The sequence below is a fragment of the Flavobacterium sp. genome (assembly GCF_046293665.1).
In the GTDB taxonomy this organism is placed as follows: domain Bacteria; phylum Bacteroidota; class Bacteroidia; order Flavobacteriales; family Flavobacteriaceae; genus Flavobacterium.
Genome location: NZ_JBKBOL010000003.1, coordinates 227820 through 248393, shown reverse-complemented (window position 1 = coordinate 248393; position 20574 = coordinate 227820). Strand labels below are relative to the sequence as shown.

Here is a 20574-nt window from a genome sequence, read left to right as displayed (position 1 = left end):
CAAATGGAACGACTAATTCCTTTTACAATTACTGACTTAGCGAAGGTTACCAATCACAGAAGTGGCGAAGTAAAATTTGGTGAAAAAATGCTGACCATTCCCAAAAACGAGAACTACATCGACTATCTAAAGAACTGTGATGCCAAATACGTTTTGTTAGGAATCCCCGAAGATGTAGGCGTACGCGCTAATTTTGGTCGTCCCGGAGCTGCATCGGCTTGGAAAAGTGCCATTGGGAGTATTGCCAACATCCAACACAACCGTTTTTGTAAAGGTAGTCAAATAGTAGTTTTAGGAGAACTTGATGCTTCGCTTGAAATGGAAGAAGCCAAAGACCTTGACTTTCACAAAACCGCTGACAGAAAATTATTGAGTACGCTTGTTCAAAGAATAGACAAAGAAGTGGTTCATATCGTTACCACTATAATTAAATGTGGAAAAACTCCGATTATTATTGGTGGCGGACACAACAATGCATACGGAAACATCAAAGGAACTGCGCTAGGTTTAGGTAAACCCATTAACGCTGTAAATTTTGATGCGCATTCCGATTTCAGAATTTTAGAAGGTCGACACAGTGGCAACGGCTTTTCTTATGCTTATGAAGAAGGCTTTTTGAAAAAATATTTCATCTTTGGTTTGCATGAAAATTATACTTCCAAAAATGTTATTGACATCCTGAAAAAAATGGAAGACCGTGTAAATTACAATACGTATGACGAGATTAAAGTACGCCAACAAAAAAACTTCCAACAAGAACTGCATACGGCTTATGATTTCATCAAAAGCGATGCTTACGGGATTGAAATCGATTTAGATGCTTTGCCCAATATTGCCAGTAGTGCCATGACCATGAGTGGTTTTTCGATTGAAGAATTGCGACAGTTTGTTTCTTTCTTTGGCAAAAATAAAAATGCCAGTTATATTCATATTTGCGAGGGCGCACCCGATTTAGGCGAAGAAAAAAACAATCATCTTATCGGAAAGTTAATAGGTTATTTAGTAACCGATTTTATTAAGTCGAGAAAGGAATTAATATAATTACGAATTAGAAATTACGAATTAGGAAATTATTTTACAACTATTCCTTACTCGTGTCTATCAAGTCTTACAATTCATAATTGATAATTCATAATTCGTAATTAATTAACCTTATCTTTGCGTCGACTTACGCTTAATTGTAAGTATATTTTATGTTATTCGAAGATTTATCATTATCCAATAGTATTCAAAGAGCCGTCTTTGAAGAAGGATATACCAGCCCAACCCCTATTCAAGAAAAAGCGATTCCCTTTATTTTAGCGGGAAAAGATTTGGTAGGTTGTGCCCAAACCGGTACGGGAAAAACAGCCGCTTTTGCTATTCCAATTATACACAACCTACACAGAATGGTAGGTTCATCCAAAAAGACCAAACAAATTCGTTGCCTTGTGGTTACACCAACTCGTGAGTTAGCGGTTCAAATCGGGGAAAGTTTTGATACTTATGGAAAATATACTAACCTGAGACAACTAACCATTTTTGGTGGTGTTTCTCAAGTACCGCAAGTTGATCAATTGAAAAAAGGGGTTGATATTTTAATTGCCACTCCCGGAAGATTATTAGACTTGCACAAACAAGGTTTTGTTGATTTTGACCATCTGCACTATTTGGTTTTAGACGAATCCGATTTGATGCTGGATATGGGCTTTATTAACGATGTTAGAAAGATTGTAAAATTGGTGCCTACCAACAGACAAACTTTATTATTCTCGGCAACGATGCCAATGGCGATTCGAGAATTGGCAGATACTTTTTTAAACAAACCCGAATATGTTTCGGTAACGCCGGTATCATCTACAGCAGAAATTATTGAACAACAAATTTATTTTGTGGACAAATCAGACAAAAGAGGTTTGTTGTACCATTTAATACGCAATGAAAATTTAAGCAATGTGTTGGTCTTTGTTCGCACCAAACACGGCGCCGATAACGTTGTTAAAGCTTTAAAGAAACACGGTGTAAATGCTGAAGCGATACACGGTGATAAATCACAAACAGCCCGTCAACGAGTTTTAGACAACTTTAAAAATAAAGAAATCACGGTTTTAGTTGCAACAGATATTGCGGCTCGTGGGATTGATATCGAAAGTTTACCTTATGTGATTAATTTTGATTTGCCAAACATTCCTGAAACTTACGTTCACCGAATTGGCAGGACCGGTCGTGCAGGAAATGGAGGTATTTCAATTTCATTTTGTGGAAAAGATGAAGAACCTTATTGGAAAGACATTTTGAAATTGATTAAAGTCAATGTAAAAACCATCAAAGACCATCCTTTTCCTTGGAAAGACGAAGTCCCAAATCCGGACGCAAAACCCGATTTAAGAAATAAAAAGAAACCAGAAGCAAGCAATTCCAGAAAATCGGAAGCTTCTAAGAAAAATAAAAAGCGTTGGTATTAACTAACGCTTTCTTTGTTTTTGATGTTATTGGAAATCACTTGAAACAACTTTGAAGGCTCAAAAGGTTTGACCATAACGTCATTCATTCCGGCTGAGATGGCTTCTTCGGTTACTTCCTGCTTATCGAAAGCGGTTAAAGCAATTATAGGAACCATAATTCCTTTTTCTCTTATTTTTCGTGTCGTTTCAAATCCATTGATTAATGGCATATTGATATCCATCAAAATTAAATCGAATCTTTCTCTTTCCAAAGCGACAATGGCTGCATAACCATCATCTACAATAGTACAACTCATGTTGCTGTTTTGGATGATTTTTTTGGTCACCATTTGGTTGATTTTATTGTCTTCTACTACTAAAATATTATACAACTGGGAATCCGACAAATCAACTTCGATGTTGTTGATAATCTCTCTTGATTTTTCTTCGTCATATTCTAATCCAATTGTAAAGAAAAAAGTAGTTCCAACATTTTCTTCGCTTTCCAAATGAATTTCGCTATCAAAAAGTTCTACCAATCTAGAAACGATTGACAAACCTAATCCTGTTCCTTGGTAATCTTCTTCTTTGCGTTCAATTTGGACAAACTTATCAAAGATTTTATCTTGGTGTTCTTTAGCAATTCCGATACCGGTATCTTTAACCTTAAAAGCTATGAAATATTTTTTGTCAACGACTTCTTTTAAATCAGCAGAGAGTATTACTTCGCCATTTTTAGTAAACTTCAAGGCATTACTAAGCAAATTCATGATGATTTGAGAAAGACGAAGTTTGTCACCTATTAAAAATTCAGGTATAGCAGTGTCGATTTCAATACTTAACTTGTTGTTATTCTTATCTGCTATGTACTCAACTGAATTTTGAATGGTTGTAATTTCATCTGCCAAATTAAAAATCAAGCTTTCCAAAACTACTCGTCTTTCTTCTATTTTATTAATTTGCAGAATATCATTCACCAATGACAATAAATATTTTGCCGAAAACTTGAGTGATTTAAGATGCGGACTATTGGTCAGTTCTTTATGCTCATCTGTAATTATATTAGTTATCCCTATTACACCATATAAAGGTGTTCTCAGCTCATGGGTAATGGTGGATACAAATTGAGATTTGAGTTGTGATGCTTCTTCCGCTTTTTCTTTGGCTTGCATTAGAGCTTCATTGGCTTGGGTTAACTCGAAATTAGCTTGCTCTCGCAGTTTAATATTTTTATACAAAGTTAATAGCAACAATAATAAAATAATTAAGATGACAATGAACAAAATAACAATCAGCTTGGAATCTTTTAGTGTTTTTTGCTGTTGCTCATTTTCCTTTTCAATTTTTCCTAACTGAATTTTGTATTCTTGCAACTCTATTTGAGAAGCCGCTTTTTTTAGATTGTCTAGTTTGTCTTCAGAATAGACCACTTTGTTGAGCGAATCTAACTTAGCTTGATACAATTGGGCCTTTTTATAGTCTTTGTAAATTTTATAATGGCGAACGAGATTTTCATATATATTGATTAGAAAAGCGTCGAATTCATTTTTTTCTGCTATGCTTTTGGCTATAAAATAATGCTGCTCACTTTTTTCTTTTTCGTTATTATTACTAGCGTAAATTCCCAACAACAAATGCAATGACATTTTAGCTTCTTCATTGTCTTTGCTAAGAATTTGTTGTTTAACACTATTAATTTGCTCATTGCCTAAATCATATTTCCCAATGGCGAAATAAGCACTGGCCAGATTCAATTTGGTGTATTCAATCTGAGCTGTATCTTTGATTTTTACGGCATAAAAAAGTGATTTTTTGTAGTAATTAATTCCTTTCTGAACATCAATGTTACTGAAATAATAAACACTTCCTAAATTACCGTAAATCCAATTGAACATTTTGTCATTATTCAATTTTTTAGCATAAACCAAAGCTTTATTGTAAAACTCTATGGCTTTAGCCGATTCTGAACACTCATTAAAAATGGCACCAATTGTATTGTAAGATTGTGAGATTAACAAGTCATCATTAATAGCAAATGACTTAACCAAAGCTTGCTTTGAAGACTCTAGTGCTTTGTCATAATGAGCATCACTAAATTCAACAACCGCTTGATTGAGGTGTTTTTTAATTACTTCTTTCTGCGCAACATTTTCTTGCGAATAAATGGTGTTCAAAGTCAGAAGTAAAAATAAAAGTAAACTACTGAGTTTAATCTTATTCATTGGGTTAGTTAGAGTCTTCAAATATAAAGTTTTTATTCAAAAAAAAATCCTGATTGCTCAGGATTTTCAATGGAATTCGTTAATTTCTAATCAACTTTCTATATTTAATACGTTTTGGAGTGACATCAATCCCTAAACGTTTCTTTTTATTCTCTTCATATTCTGAGAAACCACCTTCAAAATAATACACTTCAGAATTACCTTCAAAGGCTAGAATATGGGTACAAATTCTGTCTAAAAACCATCTGTCGTGACTGATGACTACCGCACAGCCTGCAAAGTTTTCTAAACCTTCTTCCAAAGCACGTAGCGTATTGATATCCAAATCATTCGTTGGCTCATCTAATAACAATACGTTTCCTTCTTCTTTCAAAGTCATGGCCAAGTGCAAACGGTTGCGTTCGCCACCCGATAAGGCTGCCACTTTTTTGTTTTGATCGCTTCCGCCAAAGTTAAAGCGCGATAAATAGGCTCTTGAATTGACTTGTCTTCCGCCCATCATGATTAATTCTTGTCCGTCACAGAAATTTTCCCAAATCGATTTATTTGGATCGATATTCGAATGCGATTGATCTACATAGGCAATCTTCACAGTATCACCAATGGTAAACTCTCCGGCATCAGCTTTCTCTTCACCCATAATCATTCGGAAAATAGTTGATTTACCGGCACCATTAGGCCCAATAATTCCAACAATTCCGGCTTGTGGTAAGGTAAAGTTTAAGTTATCGTATAATAATTTGTCTCCAAAAGCTTTGGCAACACCTTTCGCTTCAATCACATTGGTTCCTAATCTCGGACCATTTGGAATGTAGATTTCTAATTTCTCATCTAATTCTTTTTGGTCTTCATTTAACAATTTATCATAGTTCTGCAAACGCGCTTTTTGTTTGGTCTGACGACCTTTGGCACCTTGACGAACCCAATCCAACTCGCGTTCTAAAGTTTTTCTGCGTTTGGAAGCCACTTTTTCTTCTTGCTCCATTCGCTTTGATTTTTGGTCTAACCAAGAAGAATAGTTGCCTTTCCACGGAATACCTTCGCCTCTATCCAATTCCAAAATCCATCCGGCTACGTTGTCTAAGAAATAACGGTCGTGTGTTACAGCGATAACTGTTCCGGCATATTGCGCCAAATGCTGCTCTAACCAAAGTACACTTTCCGCATCCAAGTGGTTGGTTGGCTCATCCAATAACAGTACATCAGGTTGTTGTAAAAGCAAACGACATAAAGCTACACGGCGCTTTTCTCCACCGGATAAATGTTTGATTGGCGTATCGCCTTCCGGTGTACGCAATGCATCCATGGCCACTTCTAGTTTGTTGTCAATTTCCCAAGCACCGGCAGCATCAATTTTATCTTGTAAATCGGCTTGTCTGTCCATCAATTTTTGCATCTTATCAGCATCTTCATAGACTTCCGGCAAACCAAACATATCGTTGATTTTGTTGAACTCGTCTAAGATCGCCATGGTTTCAGCAACACCTTCGCGAACGACTTCGATAACGGTTTTGGTATCATCTAATATGGGTTCTTGTTCCAAATAACCGACAGTATAACCCGGTTGAAAAACCACATCGCCTTGGTAGTTTTTATCAACTCCGGCAATAATTTTTAACAACGAAGACTTTCCGGAACCGTTAAGACCTAAGATTCCTATTTTGGCTCCGTAGAAGAAACTCAAATAAATGTTTTTTAATACTTGTTTATCACTTCCTTGATATGATTTACTCAAGCGTTGCATGGAGAAAATCACTTTCTTATCATCTGACATGTTTTAGATTATTAGATTTTTAGATTTATATTATTCGATTTACTTAGTGCTGACTGAGCACTTAATACTGTTTTACACTCTTCCTTTTAATGAACTGAAAACCCAAGCATTGGCCAAAAAACCAACTCCAACTGCTCCAAATCCCCAACCGGCTGTATCTGCATAACGATAAACACCTAAACCGATAAGAGTTAATCCCATAATTATCATTATAAAAGTAGCCCAGCCTAAAACTGTATTTTTATTCATTGCCATATCTGTGGTATTTATTTTAAGGAGAGCAAATTTAGGTAAAAATTATAAATTATGAGTTATGAATTAGGAGTTCCTTTCAATAAAATAATTACTTATAAATCACGCCTTCTTTCATCACGAATACAACATTCAGCACAGTATTAACATCTTGCATTGGGTCGAGTTCTGTAGCAATAATATCTGCTATAAAACCCGGCTCTAAAACTCCGATTTGTTTATCCATATCCAATAACATAGCATTGGTCACAGTTGCTGATTGAATGGCTTTCATGATTGGCATTCCGGCTTCGACCATATAGATAAACTCTTTAGCATTTTGTCCGTGTTCAAACACACCGGCATCCGTACCAAAAGCAATAGGAACACCTCTTTTATAAGCTTTTCCGAAAGTAGCTTGAATTTTGGGACCAATAGCCAAAGCTTTTGGAACAATAATAGCAGGATAATAGTTTTCCTTTTTGGCATTAGACTCAACTTCCTTTCCTGCAGTGATGGTTGGCACTAAATAAGCATTATTTTTTATCATCAAGTCCATGGTAGCTTCACTCATTTCGGTGCCGTGCTCAATGGTTTTTACTCCGGCTCTTACGGCACGTTGCATTCCTTCATCTCCATGTGCATGAGCGGCGACTTTCATTCCGTAATCTTTGGCTGTACTAACAATAGCAGCAATTTCTTCTTCTGTGAATTGCGGATTAGAGCCACTTTTGGCCATACTTAAAACTCCTCCGGTAGCGGTAATTTTAATCCAATCGGCTCCATTTTTATACCGTTGGCGAACGGCTTGTTTGGCATCGTCTATACCATTTACCACACCTTCTTTTGGTCCGGGATTGCCCATTAAATCTTTTCGATAACCGCTGGTTGGATCAGCGTGACCTCCGGTTGAAGCCAAAGATTTTTCAGCGGTGAATATTCTTGGTCCGATTACTTTACCGCTTCTAACAGCATTGCGTAAAGATACATTGACGCCACTTCCGCCTAAATCTCTAACGGTGGTAAAACCTGCCATCAAAGTTGTTTTGGCCAAGACCTCAGCATTATAGGCGACATCCGCTTCATTTAGTGTAAATTCTTCCAAATAAGCAGTCGGACTGGTTTCACTTTCTAAATGCACATGCATATCAATCCAACCCGGCATAGCTGTTTTGCTTTTTAAATCGATAACTTTTGTGTTGGTATCCGTAGGATTGATAAATCCCGCTTCAATACTTTTAATAGTTTTACCAGAAACAATAATTGTTTTATTGGTTAGCACTTTACCGTTTCTGGTATCGATAAGTTTACCACAATGGATGTAAGTTTCTTGGGCAAATAAAACAGAAGTAATTAATAACGAGGCAAAGAGTACTATTTTTTTCATCAGAATTGTGTTAGACTGATAAAGATAGTAATTTTTAAAAGACATAGGCTATCTGAAAATACTGGTCAGCATTTCTTTGTACAAATCAGCATCATTTAGGTTAGCTGCTCCAACACCTTTGCCTTTAACATCAATATCTCGCAAAGTAGCCACAATACCACTGACTTTTCTCATGGGATAATTTTTAGCTGCGCCAATATAATCGTTAACAAAATAAGGGTTTACTTTTAAAACCCTAGCCGCATTCGTCGGTGATTTATCTTTTAAACCATGAAATTGCAACAAGGCAGAGAAGAAAGAAAATACTTGTGCATTCACGACCACCATTGGATTATCTTTTTGGTTTTGGGCAAAATAATTGGCTATTTGATAGGCTTTTAATTGGTTTCCTTCCCCAATCGCTTTTCGAAATTCAAAAACGTTGAAATCTTTACTGAAACCAATATTTTCCTCAATATGATGTGGTGTGATTGTACTTCCTTTGGGTAAAATAATTTCAAGCTTGGTTAACTCATTCGCAATCCGACTCAAATCATTGCCTAAAAAAGCTACCAACATCGCATTGGCTTTGGGTTCAATAGTATAACCTCTACCTTGCAAAACCCTGGTAATCCATTGTCCAACTTGGTTTTCATACATTTTTTTACTTTCATAAACCAAACCGTGCTTGTCTAAAGTTTTAGTGACTTTTTTACGCTTGTCAAGGGTTTTGTATTTATAAGCCATCACCAAAACTGTTGTTGGTGTAGGATTTTCGGCGTAAGCTTCCAATTTATCAATGGATTTGGCCAAATCTTGTGCTTCTTTTACAATGACAACTTGACGTTCAGCCATCATTGGGTAACGTTTGGCATTAGAAACGATATCCTCAATAGTAGTATCACGACCATACAAAACCATTTGGTTGAATCCTTTTTCATCTTCCGTCAAAAGATTGTTTTCTAAATATTCCGTAATCCTATCGATGTAATAAGGTTCTTCACCCATTAAAAAATAAATAGGTTTTACTTTTCCGGCTTTGATGTCGTTGATTATCTTAACTACTTCGTCCATTTACTTTGGTTTAAAGTTTCAGGTTTCAGGTTGCACGTTGAAAAACTTGGAACTTGAAACTTGAAACAAAATAACTATTTTTGCACTATGCAAAACCTCAACTTTCCTGCTTATTCGTTTCGCTTCAAAAATAGTGAAAATAAAGTGTCTATTTTTGATGACATCAGGAAAAAGTTTATCATTTTGACACCAGAGGAATGGGTTCGCCAACACACGGTTCAGTTTTTATTACAAGAAAAAAAATACCCAAAATCCTACCTCAATGTTGAAAAATTAATTAAAATTAATGATGTTAATAAACGTTATGATATTGTTGTTTTTCAGCCTAATGGAGAAATATTTTTGTTAATTGAATGCAAAGCGCCGGAAGTTAACATCACCCAAAATACTTTTGACCAAATTGCTCGTTACAACCTCAAATTAAACGCTAAGTATCTGATGGTAACCAACGGTCTAAATCATTATTTTTGTCAAATGGACTTTGAAAAGGAACAATATGTTTTCTTGAAAGAGTTACCTGATTTTAGAACAGAGACGAATAGATAGTAGATGAAAGACAAAAAAATAGCCGTAGTCATATTGAATTGGAATGGAGCCAAACTGTTGGAGCAGTTCTTGCCTTCAATTGTTGCCTATTCTGAGGAAGCCAAAATATATGTCGCCGATAATGCTTCGACTGATGATTCAATCGAAGTAATTAAAACCAAATTCCCACAAGTCACTATCATTCAAAACGATGAAAATTATGGTTTTGCTAATGGTTATAATGTGGCTTTACAGCAAGTGGAAGAAGACTATTACGCCTTAGTCAACTCTGATATTGAAGTAACAGAAAATTGGCTTACTCCTATCCAGACTATCTTTGACAAGGAACCTAGTATTGGTATTATTCAACCCAAAATTTTAGATTACAAAAACAAAGCATACTTTGAATATGCCGGAGCTGCCGGTGGTTTTATAGACCAATACGGTTATCCCTATTGCCGCGGTCGAATTTTTGAAACTATAGAAAAAGACAACGGTCAATACGATGACGAAAGAGAAATCTTTTGGGCTAGCGGTGCGTGCTTTTTTATTCGAAAAGACATTTACCGAAACTTAAACGGCTTTGACGGCGATTTCTTTGCACATCAAGAAGAGATAGATTTGTGTTGGCGTGCTTTTAACTCGGGTTTTAAAGCTAAATATACTTCAAAATCCGTGGTATATCATGTTGGAGGCGCAACGTTAAACGAAAGTAATCCAAGAAAAACATTCTTAAACTTCAGAAATTCCCTATTGATGTTAACCAAGAATCTCCCCGAAGGCAAGCTATTTCTCATCATTTTCGCTCGTTTATGTTTGGATGGTTTGGCTGGAGTACAATTTATTTTACAAGGAAAATTTGTTCATTGCTGGGCGATAATCAAAGCGCATTTTGAATTTTATCATTTGATAAACAGAAACTTAAAAAAACGCACTACTACCAATTCCCGAAATTACTATCAAACAAAGAGTATAGTTTACCAATATTTCGTCAAGAGCGGCACCGTTTTTGAGAAATGATTTTAACAAGAGTTTATCATTTTCTAAAACTCTTCACATGTAAAATAATCGTATTTTTGTTAAAATTTTAATCAAACACCTATGAAAAAAGTAATTTTTGCCCTTTCATTAGCTGCCTTAACGTTGACTTCGTGTGGAACTAAGAAAAAAATTGCTGCACTCGAAGCACAAAATAAGGAATGTCAAGACTTATTAAACTCAACAACCGTTAAATTGAACTTGTGTCTTTCTGAAAAAGAAGCGTTGTCAAAACAAAACGAGTATTTGAAACAAAACAACTCTGATTTGATTAATAATTCAAAAGAGTTAACCATGTTGACTTCAAAAGGCGCACAAAACCTTGAGAAATCGCTTGAAAGCTTAAGAGAAAAAGACCTTAAAATTACTCGTTTACAAGATGCCTTAACCAGAAAAGACAGTGTTACTTTGGCATTAGTCACAAGCCTTAAAAGTTCTGTAGGTATTTCTGACCCGGATATTGAAGTAAATGTAGAAAAAGGAGTGGTTTTCATCTCTATCGCTGATAAATTACTATTCAAAAGCGGAAGCTATGTCGTAAGCGATAGAGCAAAAGAAGTGTTAGCCAAGGTTGCTAAAGTGGTGAATGACAAACCTACATTTGAATGTATGGTTGAAGGTCACACAGATAACGTTCCGTTTACAGGAAATGCGGTTTTACTTGACAACTGGGATTTGAGTGTTAAGCGTTCAACGGCCATTATCAGAGTTTTAACCAAAGAGCTAGGCGTAAAACCATCTCAGTTAATAGCAGCTGGTCGTGGAGAATTCATTCCGCTGGTAGACAATACTACAGCTGACAATCGTTCTAAGAACAGAAGAACTCGTATTGTAGTACTTCCTAAGATTGATGAGTTCTATGATATGATTGAGAAAGAAATGAAAAATCAGAAGAAATAATTTTTTGACAATAAAGAAAATAGAATAAAGAATATAGATAAAACGTCCCGAGAAATCAGGACGTTTTTTTATTGAAGGAAAGTCTTTTCTCTTTGCTCTATACTCTTTTCTCTCTTTAAAAAATATCCGGATCGCCTTTTCCTTCTCTCAAAACAATCGGTTCATGACCTGACAAATCGATTATGGTGGAACCAACGTTATCACCATAACCGCCATCAATAACCATATCTACTCGGTTTTGCCATTTCTCAAAAATCAATTCAGGATCGGTGGAGTATTCTAATACTTCGTCATCATCATGGATTGACGTTGAAACAATTGGATTGCCCAACATTCGTACAATTTCTAATGCGATGTTATTATCGGGTACACGAATACCAACGGTTTTCTTTTTACGGAATTCTTTAGGCAAATCATTATTCCCCGGAAGAATGAAAGTATAAGGTCCGGGAAGCGCTCTTTTGAGTATTTTAAACGTAGAAGTGTCAATCTGTTTCACATAATCAGACAAATTGCTTAAATCGCTGCAGACGAAGGAAAAATTGGCTTTCTCCAACTTGATGTCTTTGATTCGGGCAATGCGTTCCAAAGCTTTGGTATTGGTAATATCACAACCCAAACCATAAACGGTATCCGTCGGATAAATCACCAAACCGCCATTACGCAATACATCGACTACTTTTTTGATAGCGGCTTCGTTGGGTTTGTCTTCGTATATTTTGATGAATTCTGCCATTTTTTTTGTTTGAAAGTTATTTTTGTTTCAAGTTTCAAGTTAGCAAAAACAACCTGAAACCTTAAACTTGAAACCAATTTTACCCAATCACATCAAGCTTTGCAAATCGCAACAACAACTTCTTAATACCGCCAACTTCAAACTTAATTTCCGCTTTTCTATCGGCGCCAATACCTTCTAAGTTGACGATTTCTCCTTTGCCAAAACGCTCGTGCATTACTTTATTGCCCACGGTCAATTTGCTGTCAAATAAATTAGCATTTCCCGGTGCGTTGCTTGATACAGGTTTCAATTTACGAATATTTACCGAAGATGATGGTTCTTCCCCATAAGTTTTTGGTGGCGTTCCGGTTACAGGCTTCGCCAAACGTAATTTCGACTTGTCGATATCGCCAAAAATATCCAAATCGATGGTTGGCTTGTATTGATAACCTCCGCGATCCATTGGATTAATATATTCTAAATACTGGTCATTAATCTCTTCTATGAAACGTGAAGGTTCGGCATCAGTGAGTTTTCCCCAACGGTAACGCGATTGCGCATAAGTTAAATACGCTTGATGTTCGGCACGAGTTAAAGCCACATAAAACAAACGGCGTTCTTCTTCCAGTTCGCTACGAGTATTCATACTCATCGCACTCGGAAATAAATCTTCTTCCATGCCAACCACAAACACATACGGAAACTCTAAACCTTTCGCCAAATGAATCGTCATCAAGGCAACTCTATCGTCATCACCGGTGTCGTTGTCTAAATCGGTTGCCAAAGCAACATCTTCTAAAAACTCGGATAAAGCTCCACGAGCACCGTCAATTTCTCTTTGACCTTCGATGAAATCTTTGATACCGCCCATTAAGGTTTCGATATTCTCAATACGAGCGATTCCTTCCGGCGTAGCATCTTTTTTGAGTTCTTGAATTAAACCGGTCTTTTTGGCTACATGTTCGGTCAAAACGAATGCGTCTTGCTGTTCATTGATGACCTGAAAACTTTTAATCATGGTGACAAAGTCTTCTATTTTTTGTTTGGTACCCGAATTGAGTTTCAAATCAATTTTATCAATGTGTTCCATCACTTCAAAAATGGAACGCTTGTAATGATTGGCCGCAACGGTTAATTTCTCTACAGTCGTATCACCAATTCCTCTTGCCGGATAATTGATAACGCGAACTAAAGCTTCCTCGTCTTTTGGATTAATAACCAAACGCAAATAACACAAGACATCTTTGATTTCTTTTCTTTGGTAGAAAGACAAGCCACCGTAAATTCGGTAAGGAATGTCGCGTTTGCGCAAAGCGTCTTCCATTGCACGAGATTGGGCATTGGTTCGGTACAAAATGGCAAACTGTCCGTTCATCATTTGGTTCCGCATCTTTTGCTCAAAGATTTCTCCTGCTACAAAACGACCTTCTTCTCCATCGGTGATGCTTCTGTGGACTTTTATTTTTGGACCAAAATCGTTGGCCGTCCAAACAATCTTATCCAACTTGGTTTTATTCTTATCGATAATTGAATTGGCGGCTTCTACTATGTTTTTGGTCGAACGGTAATTTTGTTCTAATCGATAGGTTTTGACATTGTCATAATCCTTTTGGAAGTTGAGAATGTTATTGATGTTGGCACCGCGAAACGCATAAATACTCTGCGCATCATCGCCAACGACACAAATATTTTGGAATCTATCCGATAACGCACGAACAATCAAATATTGCGAATGGTTGGTATCTTGGTACTCATCTACTAAAATATAGCGGAAACGGTCTTGGTATTTGGCCAAAACATCCGGAAAGCGATTTAATAATTCATTCGTTTTTAGTAATAAATCATCAAAATCCATGGCGCCACTTTTGAAACAGCGTTCCACATACTGCTGGTAAATTTCTCCCATTCGAGGCTTTTTACTCATGGCATCGGCTTCCATCAATTCAGGATTGTTGAAATACGCTTTTACAGTTATCAGCGAGTTTTTATAGGAAGAAATTCTACTGTAAACTTGTTTGGGTTTGTAGATGTCTTTGTCCAATTGGTTTTCTTTGATAATCGCCGAAATCAATCGAACGCTATCTTGCGTGTCATAAATCGTAAAGTTCGGCGGATAACCTAACTTCTCCGCTTCTATTCGCAAAATTTTAGCAAACACGGAGTGGAAAGTTCCCATCCAAAGATTCTTAGCTTCATTATTACCAACGATATCCGAAATACGCTTTTTCATTTCGCGTGCGGCTTTGTTGGTAAAAGTTAGGGCCAAAATATTAAAAGCATCGACACCCAAACTCATCAAATACGAAATACGAACCGTCAACACACGCGTTTTACCCGAACCGGCGCCGGCAATGATAATCATTGGACCGTCTTTTTGAAAAACCGGTGCTTGTTGGGCTTCGTTGAGTTGGGAAATGTATTGTTGCATTTTTTGGTACTAAGTTGCTAAGGTTCTGAGGCGCTAAGGTTAAAAATCGTAATGGACAAATTTAGCGTTACTAAACCTGAATTGCAATAGAGATTTAAGGGTATTTCTATTATATTTGTCAACAATTTTTAGTCGATACAACTATGAACGCAGATAAGATATTAGAATTGATGATGTATACCATTCCGTCTTTAATTACCGGTGGTGTGGCTTATTATTTATTTAACAGTTATTTCAAAGACCAACAGCATACGCGTCGTTGGTTAGCGCAAAAAGAAAATCAGAAACAAGCCTTGCCTTTGCGTTTACAAGCTTATGAGCGAATGGCTTTGTTTTTGGAACGCATCAATCCGGCGAAGTTGTTGATTAGAGTCGCGCCGATGAATGATGATAAAGTAGCTTATCAAAACTTGTTGATTCATCATATTGAACAAGAATTTGAGCACAATTTGACCCAACAAATTTACATTACGGATGAATGTTGGACGATGGTACTGACTGCCAAAAACACTATCATTCAGAACATCAGAAAAACTACTGCAGACACTACTGTTGATAATGCGGATAAATTAAGAGAAAAAATACTGAGCAACTTGCTGCAAGACGAAGTCGCTACCAATGTAGCCTTGGCGTTTTTGAAAAGTGAAGTTAGTCAAGTTTTAGGATAACAAAAAAGCCTTCTAAGTTAGAAGGCTTTTTTATGCATTATTGTTTTAATTACTTCTGATGACATGAATCACACCAATAACAGTATGTGTTCCCGAGGAATTCATAAAAGTTCCATTGAAAGTTATATCAGTCATCTCTCCAATATTTCCTAATGAATTTAAATTATAAATGATGTTATTATCATTTAAGGATTGTACATACCCAAAATCTGTTCCTTCGATAACATACTGAGTAAAAGTTGGATTGCTTGGACCACCTGCTATTCCATCAATGGACAAAACTTTATTTAGAGCATTATTGCGTCCATAAATTTGAACATAATTTCCAATTCCTAAATAAAAATACAGTTCATCAAAAAGAAAAACCGGAGCATTACCATCAATACTATAAGAAATGAATTCATCTACAGCAGTACAAGCTTGTAGATTACCAATATTTGTAATTAGTGGTGTAAAATTATAATTTATAGAATCTGTTTCCTGAATGTTATCATGATTAAAACCTTTTAAAGTAAATTGTGTATTACTAGGACAATAGATTTCATTAAAACTAAAAACTCCGTTACTCACTGGAGAAATAGAATAACCTCCTGTTCTAATTAGCATTACATAACCATTAGTTACATTGGTACCATCACACTTAAGTAAAGTTCCGACCACATTTGAACTAAAAGTGGTAGACGAATTGTTAATGACAATATTAGGCAAAGTAGTATTGGTGGTAAATGGCCCGATAGAGGTTGTATAAACAATATTAGTCGTACTGCAAGAATAATAATCAGTATAAACATTTAATACTATGGTTTGATTCGCCGGAATTAACCCTGAAACTTGACCATCAGTATTCGTAAAACCTAATACTGGCCATGTGTTCCCATTGGCTAACAATCCAACACCAACGTTTGAAATTCCGTTGCCATTAGCATCAACTATTGTAACTGTTAAAGTAACTAATGGGAAAGGCACATCGCAATTCCACCAAGAGAAATGAGATACTTCGCCAACGTATTTATTGCCTACTTTAGTCGCCACGCCATCTTCTTTCCAATAACCTCTTTCTTCGTCAAAATGCCATAGCGGAATTGTGTTTGGTGCCGAAGACATTTGACTATTATCAATTTGCAATGTGATTTCGGCCGTGTGCCCTTCTTTGATGTTTAGTTTTTGTCCGCCACTTCCACGAAGTTCTACGTTTATCATTCCAAAAGTTTCTAAAATGGCTTGCTCATTGGTTTGGGTTTGAGCATACAACATTCCCGGCATTAACTTACTGATGTTTTCATCGCTTGGCAATAAATGAAACATCGAAACTTGAACGCTTCCAGTGTAATCATTTCCGTTGGCATCTTCAAAAGCACCATCAAAAACGACTTTGGTTCCCGAAGGTAAAGCTACTTCACTTAAAACTCCTGATTGTACGGTTTGTAAAGGTGTATTGGGAATCAACATAATTTTTACGTTGTTCTTCCCCGAAGTAGGAACCATAGAACGCGAACCATCAAAATATCCTATTTTTTTTGCTGTTATGTAAGCAAAACGCTGGTAAACCTCAGCACCATTGATGATAAAAACACCATTAACGTCGGTTTGGGTTGTAGCAGAACCGATTTTGATGGTAACGCCTTGTAAAGGATTATTATTGGTATCGACCACTTGACCTATAAAATCACGATTGACCGAATTGCCGAAATTTTGACTGAAAGTGTTATCATTTGGACCTGAATTGTTATTGTCATCATTAGACTCGCAACTTGAAAAGACAACTACCAAAAGCAACAAACACAAAAGAGAATGGATTTTTTTCATAAAGGATAGGTTTTGTTTAAACTAAAGATAAGGAAAACCAAATTTGGTTGCGTCAGAAAAATAAGAAACATAAAAAAATCCTGACTCACATCAGGATTCTTTAAATTATTTAAATTTTGAAACACCGTCTTTCAGCCAAGCCAGATATTCGCTGATATTTGGAGTATAACTGATTGGGTTGTTCAAGTTATCTTCATTTAAATCGATTAAAACGTAGAGCGGTTGTGTGTTTGTTTTGTATTTGGTAATCATAAAATCAGTCCATTTATCGCCAACCGTTACAATTTCTGAACCGGTTGATTTAGAGATAAACTGTTCGCTTTTGGGTAAATCGATATTCTCATCTACATACAAGGAAATTAACACTACATCATTTTTTAAAATACCCAATACCTTTTCGTCTGACCAAACATTGATTTCCATCTTACGACAATTGACACAAGCATGACCGGTGAAGTCAATCATAACCGGTTTGTTGACTTCTTTGGCGTAGGCCAAACCTTTTTCATAATCAGTAAAAGTAACGATGTCGTGTTCTCCTAATTTGGCACCATCAGGCAACTTATCTTTTGTACTCGAAGCATTGCCAAAAAATCCTCTTGGACTTTCGCTATATGTTTGTGGTGGCGGAAAAGCACTTATCAGTTTCAAAGGTGCGCCAAATAATCCCGGAATCATGTATACCGTAAATGCTAAAACCAATAATCCTAAAGACAATCGTCCGACTGAAATGTGCGTTAACGGACTGTCATGAGGTGTGGTGATTTTGCCTAATAAGTACAAAGCCCAAACCCCAAATACGGCTATCCAAATCGCTAAGAAAACTTCTCTTTCTAATAAATGCAATTGCAATACTAAATCGGCATTGGATAAAAATTTAAAGGCTAAAGCCAATTCTAAGAATCCTAAAGATACTTTAACCGTGTTTAACCAACCACCAGATTTTGGCAAAGAATTCATCCAACTCGGGAACATCGCAAACAACATAAAAGGCAAAGCCAATGCAGAAGAAAAACCTAACATTCCAACTATTGGTGCAATACCGCCTTTGGAAGCTGATTCGACTAATAGCGTTCCTACAATTGGTCCGGTACAAGAAAACGAAACAATAGCTAAGGCCAAAGCCATGAATAAGATGCCAATAAATCCGCCTCTATCGGCTTGTCTGTCGACTTTATTGGCCCAAGAATTAGGCAACATGATTTCAAAAGCACCCAAAAATGACGCCGCAAAAACAATTAGCAATAAGAAGAAAAACAAGTTAAACCAAGGATTGGTTGACAGAGCATTTAACGCATCGGCACCAAAAATAGCCGTTATCGCTAAACCTAAAACCACGTAAATACCGATAATAGAAAGTCCGTACAAAATGGCGTTGCGTTTGCCTTGACCGGGATTTTTACTCTGTTTGGTAAAAAAACTCACTGTCATTGGAATCATCGGAAAAACACAAGGCGTCAATAAAGCCGCAAAACCACCAAGAAACGCTAAAAAGAAAATCGTTAACAAACCTTTTTTATCTTCCTTGCTAGGTTTTATCACTTTGGAAACCAATGAAGATTTAACCTCATCTTTAACGGTTTGCCCTTCATCGACTTTAGTTGTATCAACATTAGTAACTACTGTAGGACTTGAGATGGTAATTTTAGGCAACTGAAAAGTAAAAGCATTGTCCTGATTGATACAAACCTCTTTACATACTTGATAATCAATCGTGGCTTTGATTGTAGTCAGATTAGCGTTGATGATTTTTACTTTTTGGGTAAACGTTACTTTCTTTTCAAAATAGTATTCGTCAACTTCAAAAACATCATTGTATTGTTTTTTATACGGACTTTCTTTGACTTTGCCTATCAACTCGAAATTTCCTTTGGCATCTTTAAATTTGAATTCTGCCGCTAATGGTCCGTTTTCAGGCGTAAATTGAGAATAGACATGCCAGTTGTCTTCGATTTTTCCTTCCATCACCAAATTGAATTCGGTGTCGCTGATTTTTTCAACTTTACTAGTCCATTTAACTGGATTTACAATTTGGGCATTTACATTGGCCAAAGCCAAAAAACTCAAAAGAAAAAATAGTACTTTTTTCATTAGTCGGTGTAATTGATTTTTAAAATTTTAGTTGTACTTGCTGTTATCTTGAACCGTTCATCTTGTCTTTTCCCTACTATCCAAACGATTTTATCATCGGAACAGAGTAACCAAATATTCGCTTTCTCCAGCAAAGAGAACTTTTCATCTTTGAAATACTTGCTCAATTTCTTTTTACCGGTCATGCCAAAAGGTTGAAAAACATCACCTTCTTGCCATCGTCGAATCGTCAAAGGAAATTGCAACTTGTCTTCATCGACAAAGATAACATTACTTGATTGATGTGAAATGTCACTTACGTTACAAAAGTCAAGTTTTAAGGGAACTTTAACTTCGGATTGTTCTTTTTGGATCCAAAACACTTCCTCTCCGCGTACATGCAATTTTGGAAACAACAAAAGTGAATCCCTGTTTTTCAAGAGGATATGGGTTTCCGACAAGACTTGTTTTCCGGATTGTGCGTTGATTAAATCATAAACCGAAGTCCAATCGGCAAAGCCAAAAGGTTGTAGCCATTCGAACAAATAGGCTTTGTGATTTCGGTGTTTTAGCAACTTGGTTAAGTCGATAAGGGTATGATTTTCTTCTTCATTTACTACTTTTTGATACAAATCTTTGGTAGCGTCTTGTGCCAATGATTGAATTTGTTTCAAATGACCAATCGTATTTTCAAAAGACGACAACAAACTCGGATTCAACTCTTTTAAAATCGGAATCACATCGTGGCGCAATTTGTTTCGCCAATATTTATCTGAAGCATTACTGCTGTCTTCTCGCCAAATAATGTTGTCTTCTTTGGCGAAAGCTTCAATTTCATTCCGTGAAAAGACCAATAACGGTCGGACAATCTTATCATTCTGCTCCGGAATTCCCGTTAAACCTTCCAATCCTGAACCACGAGTAAAATTGATTAAAAAAGTTTCCAAACTGTCATCGAGATGATGCGCAGTTAGAATATAATCGAAATTATTGTTGGCCAAAAGCGTATAAAACCACTCATATCTTAGGTTTCGTGCCACAACTTGAATGGAAAGTTTGTTTTGCTCCGCAAAAGCTTTGGTGTCGAATCTTTGTATGAATATTGGAACTTGTAATTTTTCTATTTGAGATTTGACAAAAGTTTCGTCTTTATCGCTTTCTTCTCCACGCAATTGAAAATTACAATGCGCAACGGCAAAATCAAGTTTTGATTGATGACAAAGATTGACCAAAACCATACTGTCAATGCCGCCACTTGTAGCCAATAGCAACTTTTTCCCTTTTAAAAAAGGAAGGTTTATATCGATATGATTTTGAAATTTAGAGAGCAT

The 20574-nt window shown here is 36.3% G+C and carries 16 protein-coding genes; 6 read left to right on the top strand and 10 right to left on the bottom strand.

Annotation, left to right across the window (positions count from 1 at the left end; all coding sequences use genetic code 11):
* The first annotated feature begins 3 nt into the window (after positions 1–3).
* Complete coding sequence (locus ACK4R1_RS07470; protein ID WP_409685288.1) at positions 4–1041, top strand: formimidoylglutamase; 1038 nt, start codon at positions 4–6, stop codon at positions 1039–1041.
* Between the two features lie 152 nt (positions 1042–1193).
* Positions 1194–2444, top strand: a complete 1251-nt coding sequence (locus ACK4R1_RS07465) for a DEAD/DEAH box helicase (RefSeq protein ID WP_409685285.1) — start codon at positions 1194–1196, stop codon at positions 2442–2444.
* On the opposite strand, the gene ACK4R1_RS07460 is transcribed toward ACK4R1_RS07465, so the two are convergent.
* From ACK4R1_RS07460 to holA, 5 genes are all read right to left on the bottom strand, one after another.
* Positions 2441–4645 (bottom strand): response regulator, encoded by a 2205-nt coding sequence (locus ACK4R1_RS07460; RefSeq protein WP_409685282.1) that lies wholly within the window; start codon positions 4643–4645, stop codon positions 2441–2443. The genes ACK4R1_RS07465 and ACK4R1_RS07460 overlap by 4 nt on opposite strands.
* Positions 4646–4724: 79 nt before the next feature.
* Entirely contained in the window at positions 4725–6419 is a 1695-nt protein-coding gene (gene ettA / locus ACK4R1_RS07455) for an energy-dependent translational throttle protein EttA (RefSeq protein ID WP_409685279.1), read from the bottom strand.
* Between the two features lie 72 nt (positions 6420–6491).
* Positions 6492–6674, bottom strand: coding sequence for a CAL67264 family membrane protein (locus tag ACK4R1_RS07450; protein ID WP_409685276.1), 183 nt, complete (start codon positions 6672–6674; stop codon positions 6492–6494).
* A gap of 88 nt (positions 6675–6762) precedes the next feature.
* Positions 6763–8037, bottom strand: coding sequence for an amidohydrolase family protein (locus ACK4R1_RS07445; RefSeq protein ID WP_409685273.1), 1275 nt, complete (start codon positions 8035–8037; stop codon positions 6763–6765).
* Positions 8038–8085: 48 nt separating this feature from the next.
* Positions 8086–9090, bottom strand: a complete 1005-nt coding sequence (gene holA, locus ACK4R1_RS07440; protein ID WP_409685270.1) for a DNA polymerase III subunit delta — start codon at positions 9088–9090, stop codon at positions 8086–8088.
* A gap of 87 nt (positions 9091–9177) precedes the next feature.
* Here holA and ACK4R1_RS07435 point away from each other — a divergent pair, with 87 nt between their 5' ends.
* The 3 genes from ACK4R1_RS07435 to ACK4R1_RS07425 all read left to right on the top strand — a co-directional run bounded on the left by ACK4R1_RS07435 (position 9178) and on the right by ACK4R1_RS07425 (position 11553).
* Positions 9178–9636 carry a type I restriction enzyme HsdR N-terminal domain-containing protein gene (locus ACK4R1_RS07435; protein WP_409685267.1) on the top strand — a complete coding sequence of 153 codons (459 nt, stop codon included), beginning with the start codon at positions 9178–9180 and terminating at the stop codon, positions 9634–9636.
* 3 nt (positions 9637–9639) lie between these two features.
* Positions 9640–10635: a glycosyltransferase family 2 protein gene (locus ACK4R1_RS07430; protein ID WP_409685264.1), complete on the top strand. Its 996-nt coding sequence runs from the start codon at positions 9640–9642 to the stop codon at positions 10633–10635.
* An 81-nt stretch (positions 10636–10716) separates the two neighbouring features.
* Positions 10717–11553 carry a flagellar motor protein MotB gene (locus tag ACK4R1_RS07425; RefSeq protein WP_409685262.1) on the top strand — a complete coding sequence of 279 codons (837 nt, stop codon included), beginning with the start codon at positions 10717–10719 and terminating at the stop codon, positions 11551–11553.
* Between the two features lie 115 nt (positions 11554–11668).
* On the opposite strand, the gene ACK4R1_RS07420 is transcribed toward ACK4R1_RS07425, so the two are convergent.
* Together ACK4R1_RS07420 and ACK4R1_RS07415 are read right to left on the bottom strand one after the other, a co-directional pair.
* Positions 11669–12289 (bottom strand): L-threonylcarbamoyladenylate synthase, encoded by a 621-nt coding sequence (locus ACK4R1_RS07420; protein ID WP_409685259.1) that lies wholly within the window; start codon positions 12287–12289, stop codon positions 11669–11671.
* Positions 12290–12368: 79 nt separating this feature from the next.
* Entirely contained in the window at positions 12369–14699 is a 2331-nt protein-coding gene (locus ACK4R1_RS07415) for an ATP-dependent helicase (protein ID WP_409685256.1), read from the bottom strand.
* A gap of 143 nt (positions 14700–14842) precedes the next feature.
* On the opposite strand from ACK4R1_RS07415, the gene ACK4R1_RS07410 reads away from it, so the two are divergent.
* The gene (locus ACK4R1_RS07410; RefSeq protein ID WP_409685253.1) at positions 14843–15367 is read left to right on the top strand and encodes a hypothetical protein; all 525 of its coding nucleotides are present in this window, start codon (positions 14843–14845) and stop codon (positions 15365–15367) included.
* 45 nt (positions 15368–15412) lie between these two features.
* Here the strand turns inward: ACK4R1_RS07410 and ACK4R1_RS07405 are convergent, their stop codons facing one another.
* From ACK4R1_RS07405 to tilS, 3 genes are all read right to left on the bottom strand, one after another.
* On the bottom strand, positions 15413–17173 hold the full coding sequence (locus tag ACK4R1_RS07405) for a hypothetical protein (protein WP_409685250.1): 1761 nt from the start codon (positions 17171–17173) through the stop codon (positions 15413–15415).
* A 105-nt stretch (positions 17174–17278) separates the two neighbouring features.
* Positions 17279–19264: a cytochrome c biogenesis protein CcdA gene (locus tag ACK4R1_RS07400; RefSeq protein WP_409685247.1), complete on the bottom strand. Its 1986-nt coding sequence runs from the start codon at positions 19262–19264 to the stop codon at positions 17279–17281.
* On the bottom strand, positions 19264–20574 hold the full coding sequence (gene tilS, locus ACK4R1_RS07395; RefSeq protein WP_409685244.1) for a tRNA lysidine(34) synthetase TilS: 1311 nt from the start codon (positions 20572–20574) through the stop codon (positions 19264–19266). The genes ACK4R1_RS07400 and tilS overlap by 1 nt, the downstream gene beginning before the upstream one ends.

What these genes read in the sequence shown, in the direction of transcription:
- ACK4R1_RS07470 (WP_409685288.1), top strand. Translation starts at nt 4, where the DNA reads ATGGAACGACTAATTCCTTTTACAATTACTGACTTAGCGAAGGTTACC.
- ACK4R1_RS07465 (WP_409685285.1), top strand. Translation starts at nt 1,194, where the DNA reads ATGTTATTCGAAGATTTATCATTATCCAATAGTATTCAAAGAGCCGTC.
- ACK4R1_RS07460 (WP_409685282.1), bottom strand. Translation starts at nt 4,645, where the DNA reads ATGAATAAGATTAAACTCAGTAGTTTACTTTTATTTTTACTTCTGACT.
- ettA (WP_409685279.1), bottom strand. Translation starts at nt 6,419, where the DNA reads ATGTCAGATGATAAGAAAGTGATTTTCTCCATGCAACGCTTGAGTAAA.
- ACK4R1_RS07450 (WP_409685276.1), bottom strand. Translation starts at nt 6,674, where the DNA reads ATGGCAATGAATAAAAATACAGTTTTAGGCTGGGCTACTTTTATAATG.
- ACK4R1_RS07445 (WP_409685273.1), bottom strand. Translation starts at nt 8,037, where the DNA reads ATGAAAAAAATAGTACTCTTTGCCTCGTTATTAATTACTTCTGTTTTA.
- holA (WP_409685270.1), bottom strand. Translation starts at nt 9,090, where the DNA reads ATGGACGAAGTAGTTAAGATAATCAACGACATCAAAGCCGGAAAAGTA.
- ACK4R1_RS07435 (WP_409685267.1), top strand. Translation starts at nt 9,178, where the DNA reads ATGCAAAACCTCAACTTTCCTGCTTATTCGTTTCGCTTCAAAAATAGT.
- ACK4R1_RS07430 (WP_409685264.1), top strand. Translation starts at nt 9,640, where the DNA reads ATGAAAGACAAAAAAATAGCCGTAGTCATATTGAATTGGAATGGAGCC.
- ACK4R1_RS07425 (WP_409685262.1), top strand. Translation starts at nt 10,717, where the DNA reads ATGAAAAAAGTAATTTTTGCCCTTTCATTAGCTGCCTTAACGTTGACT.
- ACK4R1_RS07420 (WP_409685259.1), bottom strand. Translation starts at nt 12,289, where the DNA reads ATGGCAGAATTCATCAAAATATACGAAGACAAACCCAACGAAGCCGCT.
- ACK4R1_RS07415 (WP_409685256.1), bottom strand. Translation starts at nt 14,699, where the DNA reads ATGCAACAATACATTTCCCAACTCAACGAAGCCCAACAAGCACCGGTT.
- ACK4R1_RS07410 (WP_409685253.1), top strand. Translation starts at nt 14,843, where the DNA reads ATGAACGCAGATAAGATATTAGAATTGATGATGTATACCATTCCGTCT.
- ACK4R1_RS07405 (WP_409685250.1), bottom strand. Translation starts at nt 17,173, where the DNA reads ATGAAAAAAATCCATTCTCTTTTGTGTTTGTTGCTTTTGGTAGTTGTC.
- ACK4R1_RS07400 (WP_409685247.1), bottom strand. Translation starts at nt 19,264, where the DNA reads ATGAAAAAAGTACTATTTTTTCTTTTGAGTTTTTTGGCTTTGGCCAAT.
- tilS (WP_409685244.1), bottom strand. Translation starts at nt 20,574, where the DNA reads ATGCTCTCTAAATTTCAAAATCATATCGATATAAACCTTCCTTTTTTA.